9 protein-coding genes are annotated in these 10,765 nt (G+C 61.9%); 8 read left to right on the top strand and 1 reads right to left on the bottom strand.

Annotated elements, in window-relative coordinates:
- The coding region (locus tag HX846_RS23960) for a DUF4105 domain-containing protein (protein WP_178966217.1) at positions 1–1,898 on the top strand (1,898 nt) is incomplete at its 5' end.
- On the opposite strand, the gene HX846_RS23955 is transcribed toward HX846_RS23960, so the two are convergent.
- Positions 1,895–2,296 (bottom strand): GFA family protein, encoded by a 402-nt coding sequence (locus tag HX846_RS23955; protein WP_008439652.1) that lies wholly within the window; start codon positions 2,294–2,296, stop codon positions 1,895–1,897. The genes HX846_RS23960 and HX846_RS23955 overlap by 4 nt on opposite strands.
- 272 nt (positions 2,297–2,568) lie before the next feature.
- Here HX846_RS23955 and HX846_RS23950 point away from each other — a divergent pair, with 272 nt between their 5' ends.
- The 7 genes from HX846_RS23950 to HX846_RS23920 all read left to right on the top strand — a co-directional run.
- Complete coding sequence (locus tag HX846_RS23950) at positions 2,569–3,876, top strand: CitMHS family transporter (RefSeq protein ID WP_003214766.1); 1,308 nt, start codon at positions 2,569–2,571, stop codon at positions 3,874–3,876.
- A gap of 65 nt (positions 3,877–3,941) precedes the next feature.
- Complete coding sequence (locus tag HX846_RS23945) at positions 3,942–4,709, top strand: TerC family protein (protein WP_003214768.1); 768 nt, start codon at positions 3,942–3,944, stop codon at positions 4,707–4,709.
- A 214-nt stretch (positions 4,710–4,923) separates the two neighbouring features.
- Positions 4,924–6,582 (top strand): Na/Pi cotransporter family protein, encoded by a 1,659-nt coding sequence (locus HX846_RS23940; RefSeq protein ID WP_003214770.1) that lies wholly within the window; start codon positions 4,924–4,926, stop codon positions 6,580–6,582.
- Positions 6,583–6,640: 58 nt separating this feature from the next.
- Positions 6,641–8,023, top strand: a complete 1,383-nt coding sequence (locus HX846_RS23935) for a pitrilysin family protein (RefSeq protein WP_003214772.1) — start codon at positions 6,641–6,643, stop codon at positions 8,021–8,023.
- A 71-nt stretch (positions 8,024–8,094) separates the two neighbouring features.
- Positions 8,095–9,138, top strand: coding sequence for a DUF5924 family protein (locus tag HX846_RS23930; RefSeq protein ID WP_003214774.1), 1,044 nt, complete (start codon positions 8,095–8,097; stop codon positions 9,136–9,138).
- 55 nt (positions 9,139–9,193) lie between these two features.
- A complete protein-coding gene (locus tag HX846_RS23925) occupies positions 9,194–10,342 on the top strand; it encodes an ABC transporter permease (RefSeq protein WP_032899919.1) in 1,149 nt (382 codons plus the stop codon).
- The coding region (locus HX846_RS23920) for an ATP-binding cassette domain-containing protein (protein WP_178966216.1) at positions 10,339–10,765 on the top strand (427 nt) is incomplete at its 3' end. The genes HX846_RS23925 and HX846_RS23920, both read left to right, overlap by 4 nt.

Below are 10,765 nucleotides of genomic sequence, written 5' to 3'. Positions count from 1 at the left end.
CCGCCCTGCAACTGCGGCTCAAGACCGATGGCTTGAGCCCGGCGCAGCAGCAGGCGAGCCAGGCATTGCTGGATGAAGCGATGCAGGCGTTGCCGCCGCGCTTCATCGAGCAACTGGACCGGACCATCGACGTCGGCTGGACCGACAAGATGCCCGAGAACGCCTATGGCCAGGCTTCGCTGGTGTCCGAACTGGACCTCAACAGCAACTTGCTGGAAAGCCTTACCGACGGCAGTGCCGCGACGCAAAAAACCAATCGCCCCCACGGCACCGTGCGCCGGGAAATGCTCGCCACCGTGCTGCATGAACTGACCCACATCTATGACCGTGCCCGCCTGTGGTCCAGCGCCGACCGCAAGCTGATCCAGCGTTGCAGCCGCCAGAACAACATCACCGGCCTGATCGGCCTGCCCGATCAATGCCGGGGCCAGAACGACCGCCGCTTTACCCTCAGCGATGACCCACGCCTGCTGGACCTCGCCGGGTGGCCGCAATACGTCGGCCGTCGCGGCGAACGTGAACAGAACAACCATCAGGTCGCCCGCAGCCCGGACATCTACGAAACCACCAGCCCGCTGGAATTCGTCGCCGTCAACATGGAGTACTTCCTCCTCGACCCGAGCTATGCCTGCCGCCGGCCTTCGCTGTACCGCTATTACAAGGAACACTTTGGCTGGGCGCCGCCCGCCAAGGACACCTGTGCCAAAACCTACGCCTTCCTCAACGCCGGCAACGACTTCGCCAAGACTCCACTGGGCCAGGTCGACCCCGAGCGGGTCTACGAAATCGACTACCTGCTGGCCGAAGCCAACCAGAACCTCGTGAGTCGCTGGGGCCACAGCATGCTGCGCCTGGTGATCTGCGCCCCCGGCCGGCCACGGGGCCCGGACTGCCGCCTGGACCTGGACCAGCACCTGGTGTTGTCCTACCGCGCGTTTGTCGGTGACGTGCAACTGTCGAGCTGGGACGGCCTGATCGGCAAATACCCGTCGCGGCTGTTCGTGCTGCCGCTGTCTCAGGTCATTGACGAGTACACCAAGACCGAGCTGCGCGGCCTGGCGTCGGTGCCGTTGAAGCTCACGCGCCAGGAGATCAACGACACCGTCGAACACGCCGCCGAAATGCACTGGAGCTACGACGGCAACTACTTCTTCATCTCCAACAACTGCGCAGTCGAGAGCCTGAAACTGTTACGCAGCGGCAGCGCCAACCCGCAGCTGACCGGCCTGGACAACATCACGCCTAATGGCCTGCTGGAAGTCCTCAAGGGCCGAGGCCTGGCCGATACCAGTGTGCTGGACGACAAAAAACGCGCGCTGCGCCTCGGCTATCACTTCGACTCCTTCCGCGAGCGCTACCAGGCGATGTTCGAGGTGTTGAAAAAGCGCCTGCCGATCAAACAGGCTGAAGTGGAGGATTGGTTGTCACTGAGTGCCGAAGAGCGCCGCCCATGGTTCGCCGAAGCCGACCTGCGCGCCAGCGCCGCCTTGTTGCTGCTGGAACAGGCGAGCTTCCGCAAGCAGCTCATGCTGGCCCAGGATGAAGTCAAGCAACGCTACCTTGGCGCCCGCGAGCTGAAGAACGGCGGCATGGAAAAGGCCAACGCGACGTTGCAGCAGATCCTCGCCAACAGTGGCTTCCTCAGTCGCCCGGCAGAGCTGCTGGGCACCAGCGGTTACGGCTTGCCACAACCAACAGAATCCAAACGCCTGGAATCAGAGAGCGCCGCGCGCCAGAAGCAGTTGCAGTCGCTGACCGGCGATCTGGACAAAGAGGTGAGGGCGCTGCTGGAACCGGCCCGCGCGGCGGAGATTGCCGCATGTGAAGCCAACCTCAAGCAGCTAGGCGAGCACTTGCGCGCACTGCACAAAGCCTCCGGCGGGTTCGAACTGCCCTAGAGCGCTTCTCCGGCTTCTTCCGGTAGTTGCTCATCCAGGTGTAACCACGGCAATCGGCTCTCTACCCAGATGTGCCGATCTGCCGGGGCCAGCTCCGGGTGATCCAGGGTTGCGATGGTCACATCGATACTCTCGGCACTCAGTTGCGTTACCAGCGCCAAATGCGCCCCACAGTTAGAACAGAAATACCGCACGCATGTCGGCGAAGATTCGTACTGCGCCGGCGTTCCCGCCACCCAGGCGAACGCGGAACGGGGCAGGGTGATCCAGGTCGTCACCAAGCCGCCGCTGACCCGTCGGCAAATCGAACAGTGGCAGTGGGCAATATCCACCAACGCCCCGCTGAACTGATAACGCACCCGCCCGCAATGGCAGCCGCCTTGGTGTTGCTCATGCATGCTCTGTCTCCCACATGCTTATTTCACACAGGACCAGTCGTCCATTCAACGTAGCCCGTTTCTCAAGCGAAAGCTGGCTGAAAGCTTCCGGGACTAGGATCGCCCACCACTACCGGCAACAGACCGGTTGTTAACAACAACAATGGTGATTCCCGATGTCCGCCCGTACCCGCCTGTTTGCCCCGACTCCACCCGTACGCCTCGTGCCTTTCGTTCTGCGCTGACCCAACCGGTTCGCCATTCCCTAGCCGCGCTACGCCTGGAGTATTCCTATGCTGACTTTCCTTGGCTTTGCCATGGTCATCACGTTCATGTTCCTGATCATGACCAAGCGCCTGTCTGCGCTGATCGCCCTGATCATCGTACCGATCCTGTTCGCGCTGTTCGGTGGCTTTGCCCCGCAGATCGGCCCGATGATGCTCGCGGGCATCACCAAGCTTGCGCCGACCGGCGTAATGCTGATGTTTGCCATCCTCTATTTCGCCTTGATGATCGACTCCGGCCTGTTCGACCCGGCCGTGCGCAAGATCCTCAAGCTGGTCAAGGGCGACCCGCTGAAGGTCTCGGTCGGCACCGCCGTACTGGCCCTGGTGGTATCACTGGACGGAGACGGTGCCACCACCTACATGATCTGCGTGGCCGCCATGCTGCCGCTGTACCAGCGCATCGGCATGAGCCCGCGGATCATGGCCGGCCTGATCATCCTCGCCGGTGGAGTGATGAACATGACCCCATGGGGTGGCCCGACCGCCCGCGCCGCCAGTGCATTGCACGTGGACCCGTCGGATATTTTCGTACCGATGATTCCAGCCATGGCCGCCGGCGTCGTCGCCATCCTGGTGATTGCCTATATGTACGGCAAGCGCGAACGGGCACGCCTGGGCGAGCTGCACCTGCAAGGCGATGAAATCGACCACAGCGAAATCAGCGTCTCGCAATACCCGGACGCCCGCCGTCCGAAACTGATCTGGTTCAACGGCGCACTGACCTTCGCCCTGATGTGCACCTTGATCGCCGGCCTGTTGCCACTGCCGGTACTGTTCATGGTGGCCTTCAGTATCGCGATGATCGTCAACTACCCGTGCCTGCAGATGCAGAAAGACCGGATCGCCGCCCATGCCGGCAGCGTCCTGGCGGTCACCGGCCTGATCTTCGCCGCCGGTATCTTCACCGGCATCCTGTCCGGTACCGGCATGGTCGATGCCATGTCCAAGAGCCTGCTGGCCGTCATCCCTGACGCGCTGGGGCCTTATCTGGCCGTGATCACCGCGCTGGTGAGCATGCCGTTTACCTTCTTCATGTCCAACGATGCCTTCTACTACGGCGTTCTGCCGGTACTGGCCGAAGCCGCCAGCCACTACGGCATCACTGCCGTGGAAATGGCCCGCGCCTCGATCGTTGGCCAGCCTGTGCACTTGTTGAGCCCACTGGTTCCATCGACCTACTTGCTGGTAGCCCTGGCGGGTATCGAATTTGGCGATCACCAGCGCTTCACCCTCAAGTGGGCGGTGCTGGTGTGCCTGTGCATAATGGTCGCCGCTTTGCTGATGGGGATTTTTCCGCTGTTCAGCACTCTATAATCGTACAACTCACTGCGCCGGCTCTTAAGGCTGGCGCGGTCTAACACTCGCTCAAAGGAATACACATGGAATGGCTGACCAATCCGGAAATCTGGATTGCCTTCTTCACCCTGACGGCCCTCGAGATCGTCCTGGGCATCGATAACATCATCATGATTTCGATCCTGGTCAGCCGCATGCCCAAGCACATGCAGGCGCGTACCCGGATCTTCGGCCTGGCACTGGCGATGGTCACGCGGATCCTGTTGCTGCTGTCGATCACTTGGGTCATGCGCCTCACCGACGATCTGTTCGTGGTGTTCGGCCAAGGCATTTCCGGCCGCGACCTGATCCTGTTCTTCGGTGGCCTGTTCCTGCTGTGGAAAAGCTCCCAGGAGATGTACCACGCCCTGGAAGGTGAAGACGAAACCCACGACGAGCCGAAGGGCGCCGGTGGCAAGTTCATCTACACCATCATCCAGATCGCAATCATCGACATCGTGTTCTCCCTGGACTCGGTGATTACCGCCGTCGGTATGGTTTCCCACGTACCGGTGATGGTGGCCGCGATCATCGTCGCCGTACTCGTGATGATGCTGGCCGCTGGCACCATCAGCGATTTCATCGACAAACACCCGTCGCTGAAGATGCTGGCGCTGTCGTTCCTGCTGGTGGTAGGTACCGTGCTGATCGCCGAAGCCTTCGACGTTCACGTGCCAAAAGGCTACGTTTACTTCGCCATGGCGTTCTCCCTGGCGGTTGAAGCGGTGAACATCAAGATGCGTACCGCCATCGCGAAAAAGAAGAAACAGCAGGACCCTGTGAAACTGCGCAAGGACATTCCGGGTCAATAACCTGGACCCGCTGCTGAAAAAGGGGCTTTAGAGCCCCTTTTTTTCATCTGCAAAAAGCTGATTTCATGACAGTTTTGTTTCAATCCCGACTTTAGCTATGCGATGCTGGCGCCGAGCCCATTCGCCAACTACAGCTTAAGTACAAGACGTAGAACGGCACGCGGCACTATTCACTTGCTCCGATTGGAGCACGACTCAACACAGGGGGCCCAGCATGCTGACCCTGCTCAATCTGCTTTCCGCGGTAACCCTGCTGATCTGGGGCACGCACATCGTCCGTACCGGCATCCTGCGGGTCTACGGCTCCAACTTGCGCCAGGTCATCGGGCAGAACATGTCCAAGCGCTGGCTGGCGTTTATCGCCGGCATCCTGGTGACGGCCATGGTGCAAAGCAGCAACGCCACGGCGATGCTGGTGACTTCGTTTGTCGGCCAGGGCCTGATGGGCCTGATGCCCGCCCTGGCGACCATGCTCGGTGCCGATGTCGGTACCGCGCTGATGGCCCGGGTGCTGACCTTTGACCTGTCGTGGCTGTCGCCGCTGTTGATTTTCCTCGGGGTGATTTTCTTCCTGTCGCGCAAACAGACACGCGCCGGGCAGATGGGCCGTGTCGGGATCGGCCTCGGGCTGATCATCCTTGCGCTGCAACTGATCGTCGAAGCCGCGGGCCCGATCACCCACGCGCAGGGCGTCAAGGTCCTGTTCGCCTCGCTGACCGGCGACATCTTGCTCGATGCCCTGGTCGGCGCACTGTTCGCGATGATTTCCTACTCCAGCCTGGCCGCCGTCCTGCTGACCGCGACCCTCGCCGGTGCCGGCGTGATCGGCCTGCACGTGGCCATCGGCCTGGTGATCGGCGCCAACATCGGCAGCGGCGTGCTGGCCTTCCTCAGCACCAGCATGCAGAACGCCGCCGGGCGCCAGGTGGCCCTGGGCAGCCTGCTGTACAAGCTGATCGGCTTGCTGCTGATCATCCCGGTACTTGACCCGCTGGTCGGCTGGATGGATAACCTGGACTACAGCGCCCAAGGCATGGTGATCACCTTCCACCTGCTCTATAACGTTATTCGCTGCCTGATCCTGCTGCCCACCATCGGCCCGATGTCCCGCTTGTGCGCCTGGTTGCTCCCGGAACGCGAAGAGGTCAACGGCCTGGCCAAGCCGCGCCACCTGGACCTGGCAGCACTCGCCACCCCAAGCCTGGCACTGGCCAACGCCGCCCGCGAAACCCTGCGTCTGGGCGACCTGATCGACAACATGCTGACCTCGATGCTGGAGGTGCTGCGCGGCAAGCAAACCGCCATCACCCAGGAAATGCGCAGCCTGAGCGACGATGTCGAGGCGCTCTACAGCGCGATCAAGCTCTACCTCGCGCAAATGCCCCGGGAAGACCTCAGCGAACAGGACAGCCGACGCTGGGCCGAGATCATCGAACTGTCGATCAACCTGAAACTGGCCGGCGACCTGATCGAACGCATGCTGCGCAAGGTCCAGCAGCAAAAGACCTCCCAGCGCCGTTCATTCTCCGAAGTCGGCCTGGAGGAACTCGCGGGCCTGCAAACCCAACTGATCGCCAACCTGCGCCTGGGGCTCTCGGTGTTCCTCAGTGCCGACCCGGAAAGCGCCCGGCAACTGCTGCGGGAAAAGCGCCGCTTCCGCGCCCAGGAGCGTCGCCTGGCCCACGCCCACGTCAGCCGCTTGCAACGTAAAATCGTACAGAGCCTGGAGACCAGTTCCTTGCACCTGGAGCTGATTGCCGACATGAAGCGTCTCAACTCGCTGTTCTGCAGCAGCGCTTATGTGGTGCTGGAAACCACCGACACCGGCGCCCTCTCGGCAGACGATATTGCCGACATCACCCATTCGCCCTGAACGTACGACGGCGAGTGAAGTCAGTTAACAACGGACCTCACTCGCCAGGAAGCCTGTTATGCGTCGCCTGCTATTCGCCTGCCTGCTCATGGGTTCGGCACACACCTTTGCCTTTGACCGCCTGCAAGTCGAGGGCTACACCCTGCCCAACGGCCTGCAATTGCTGCTCAAGCCGGGCACCGAACGCGGCCATGTGGCAATCCGCCTGGTGGTGGGTGTGGGCCTGGATGACTTCAGTTGCGAAGACAAGGAACTGCCGCACCTGCTGGAGCATTTACTGTTCAGCGGGATCGACGGTGGCGGCGAAGGTGAACTGGAAGAACGCATGCAAGCCCTCGGCGGCGACTGGAACGCCTACACCAGCAATGCCGACACCACTTTCGTCATCGAGGCTCCGGCGCAGAACCAGCGCAAGGTGCTCGACCTGCTGCTGGCCATCATCACCCGCACCCAACTGACCGACGCCAACATCAATGCCGCCAAACAGGTGGTGGAGCGCGAAGACGGCGGCCATTACTCACACCTGCAACGGCTGCTGGACCGCCAGGACCTCGGCCACAAGGCCAGCAGTCAGCTTGCCGTCGAACTGGGGCTCAAATGCGCCGAGCGGGCCGAAGTCGAGCACCTGACCCGCGACCAGTTGGAAAAGCTGCGCAAGGCCTGGTACGCCCCCAACAACATGACCCTGATCATCGTCGGCGACCTCGACAAGCTGCTGCCGGCCTATCTCGAACGCACTTACGGCGCACTGGATCCGGTTGACCCCAGCGAACATCGCCCGTTGCCGGAGATTCAACACGCCGCCGCCGTCCGCCGCGACCTGATCCACGGCTGGGTCGGTGACAACGCCAAGCTGCACTGGTTATTCCCCGAGCCGGTGCTGGACGACCAGTACGATGAAACCTTCGACCTGCTCAAGGACTACCTGGATTGGGCGCTGTATCGTCAATTGCGCTTGCAGCACGGCTTGTCCTATGGCCCATGGAGCGAGCGCGAAGTGCTGGGCGGCGTCGGCTTCATGAGCCTCAACGCCGACCTTGAACGCGACAACCTGCCGGAAGCCGAGCACGTGCTGGAAACCCTCAGGGCCCAACTGCTCAAGGACGGCCTCGACCCGGCCACCTTCGCCCGCCTGCAACAAGCCGCCATTGCCCGCCAGGCGTGGGCCGTTCAAGGCAACAGCGCGTTGGCCGACTATTACTGGAGTGCCTCGGGCGACTACGCCAAAGGGCATTTCAGCGACCCGGCCAAGCGCATCAAGGCCGTCAGCCTGGAGCAAGCCAACCAGGCCATGCGCGAGTTGTTCAAGCAGAACGGCTACTGGCGCATCGAGAAACCGTTGTTCAGCTACGATAGCCTCAACTGGATCGCCGCAGGCGCACTGGGGCTGATTGCGATTGTGTTACTAGGCGTGTGGCGTTATCGCAAAGGGATTGCGTAATCGGGCCCCGAGAAAACGGCTAAAACGTTATTCTGTCTGGGATTTTTCCTACAAAGACTGTGAACTGCCGAATGCCTATCCTGACCCACACCATCCAGCGCATCCTCGAGCTGATGAAGCGCTACCCAGGGGTGATTGCACTCGGCGGTTTCATCTCGGGTGTGGGCAGCTTCATCCTGGTGGATCGCCAGCAAGGCATGGCCAGCTGGATCGCGATCATCATGCTGGTGAGCTGGTTATGGCTGATGCTCGAAAACAGCCTCACCCAGCTGTTCAGCAAAGTCTTCAAACGGGAAATCCCCGAACCGCTGCTGCGCTACGCCACGCAGATGATCCATCAGGAAAGCCTGTTTTTTGTCCTGCCGTTCTTTTTTGTCACCACCACCTGGAACAGCGGCCAGTCGATCTTTACCGGCCTGCTGGGCGCGGCGGCGTTGGTCTCCATCACCGACCCGCTGTACTACAAGTGGCTGGCACCCAAGCGCTCGCTGTTTCTCGCACTGCACACCCTGACCCTGTTCGCAGCCCTGCTGACCGCGCTGCCGATCATCCTGCACCTGACCACCGCCGAGAGTTACAAACTGGCCCTCGGCGTGGCGATGGCGCTCTCTATCCCGAGCCTGGCCGTGAGCCTGCCGCTGCGTAGCATCAAGGGCTGGGCGATGCTGTTGGGGGTTACCGCAGCGATTGGTTGCGCCGGCTGGTTCCTGCGCACTTGGGTGCCGCCCGCTACGCTGTGGATGACCGAAGTGGCCATCAGCACCCAATTGCAGGACCGCACGCCCGGCGATGACCTGAAAGAAGTCAGCGCCGCCCAACTGCGCAGCAGCGGGCTGTATGCCTACACCGCGATCAACGCGCCGCGCGGCCTGGATGAGCGGATCTACCATGTGTGGAAATTCAACGGCAAGGAAGTCGACCGCATCGCCCTGGACATCCATGGTGGGCGCAAGGAAGGCTATCGGGCCTGGACCCACAAGCAGAACTTCCCCCCCGACTCGGTAGGACGCTGGCAGGTACGGGTGCTGACCGAAGATGGCCAAGTGATCGGCGTGTTGCGCTTCAAGGTGACTGACCCCGGTCAGGGCGCTACAACGCCAGACGCGCCAAAGTAGGCAGGATCGTGCTATTACGTAGGAATTCTGGAATAGCCAAACAAGCTCGGAGCTTATGACCAGTAGCACAACGGCCGGTGCAGCCCATCTGGACACGTCCACCCAGCCTCCATTGCTGAGGATTACAGGGGATTGGACGCTTGCCCACTATGCCAACCTGAAGAAGCTGTCGGAAAAGCTCGACGGCCAGTACGACGCTGGCGCACGTATCGACCTTAACGGCCTCGGCGCCCTGGACACGGCCGGCGCCTCGCTGCTGGTGGAACTGCTCGGCCCCGAGCGCATCGAACAGTCCGCCGAACAGACCGACTGCAGCCTCTCGACCGCCGACCGCGCGTTACTGAAAACCGTCTACCGCTCTCTGAACGACTTCTGTGTGCCGGTCAAGGAACCCGAAGAAGCCGCCGGCATCATGTTGCTGGCGCGCATCGGCGGCGCGGTCTACACCGTCTGGCAAGACGGCATGAAACTGCTGGGCTTTATCGGCCTGATCCTCGAAACCTTCGCCCGTGGCGTATTCCGGCCCAAGCGCTGGCGCGTGACGCCCATGGTTGCGCATATCGAACAAACCGGCCTCGACGCGGCCCCCATCGTGGCCTTGCTGACCTTCCTGGTGGGCGCAGTGGTGGCGTTTCTCGGTGCCACGGTGCTGGCCAGTTTTGGCGCGAGCATCTTCACCGTGGACCTGGTGGCGTTCTCCTTCCTGCGGGAGTTCGGCGTGTTGCTCACCGCGATCCTGATGGCCGGCCGCACTGCCAGTGCCTTCACCGCACAGATCGGCTCGATGAAGGCCAACGAAGAGATCGATGCGATCCGCACCCTGGGCCTCGACCCGATGGAGTTGCTGGTGCTGCCCCGCGTACTGGCCTTGCTGGTGGCGCTGCCGATGCTGACGTTCCTGGCAATGCTCTCGGGCATTATCGGCGGCGGTGTGGTGTGTGCCGTGGCCCTGGATATTTCGCCGGCAATGTTCCTGTCGCTGCTGCAATCGGACATTGGCGTGCAGCACTTCCTCGTCGGCATGGTCAAGGCGCCGATCTTCGCGTTCCTTATCGCGGCCATCGGCTGCCTCGAAGGTTTCAAGGTCAGCGGCAGCGCCGAGTCCGTCGGCGCCCACACCACCTCCAGTGTGGTGCAATCGATTTTCGTGGTGATCGTGCTGGATGCGGTCGCCGCACTGTTTTTCATGGAGATGGGCTGGTGAGTCGTTTACGCCGTGCGCCCACTGAGGCGGTGATCGAAGTCCGCGGGCTGTGCAACCGCTTTGGTTCGCAAAGCGTGCACGAGAACCTCGACCTGGACTTGTACAAGGGTGAAATCCTCGCCGTCGTCGGTGGCTCCGGCAGCGGCAAGTCGGTGCTGCTGCGCAGCATCATCGGTTTGCGCCAGCCCAGCGAAGGCCAGGTGCGGGTGTTCGGGCAGAACTTGCCGAGCCTGTCGGAACACGAGCGGTCGCTGGTGGAGCGGCGCTTCGGCGTGCTGTTCCAGAAGGGCGCGCTGTTTTCCTCGCTGACGGTCACCGAGAACGTTGCGTTGCCACTGATAGAGCATGCCGGCCTCAGCCGTCCCGATGCCGAGCACCTGGCGGCAGTGAAACTGGCGTTGGCCGGGCTGCCGCTGTCGGCCG

The organism is Pseudomonas sp. K5002 (assembly GCF_013386655.1).
Taxonomy (GTDB): Bacteria; Pseudomonadota; Gammaproteobacteria; order Pseudomonadales; family Pseudomonadaceae; genus Aquipseudomonas.
Note: the sequence above shows the minus strand (reverse complement) of the source record. Positions and strands in the feature narration are given on the sequence as shown.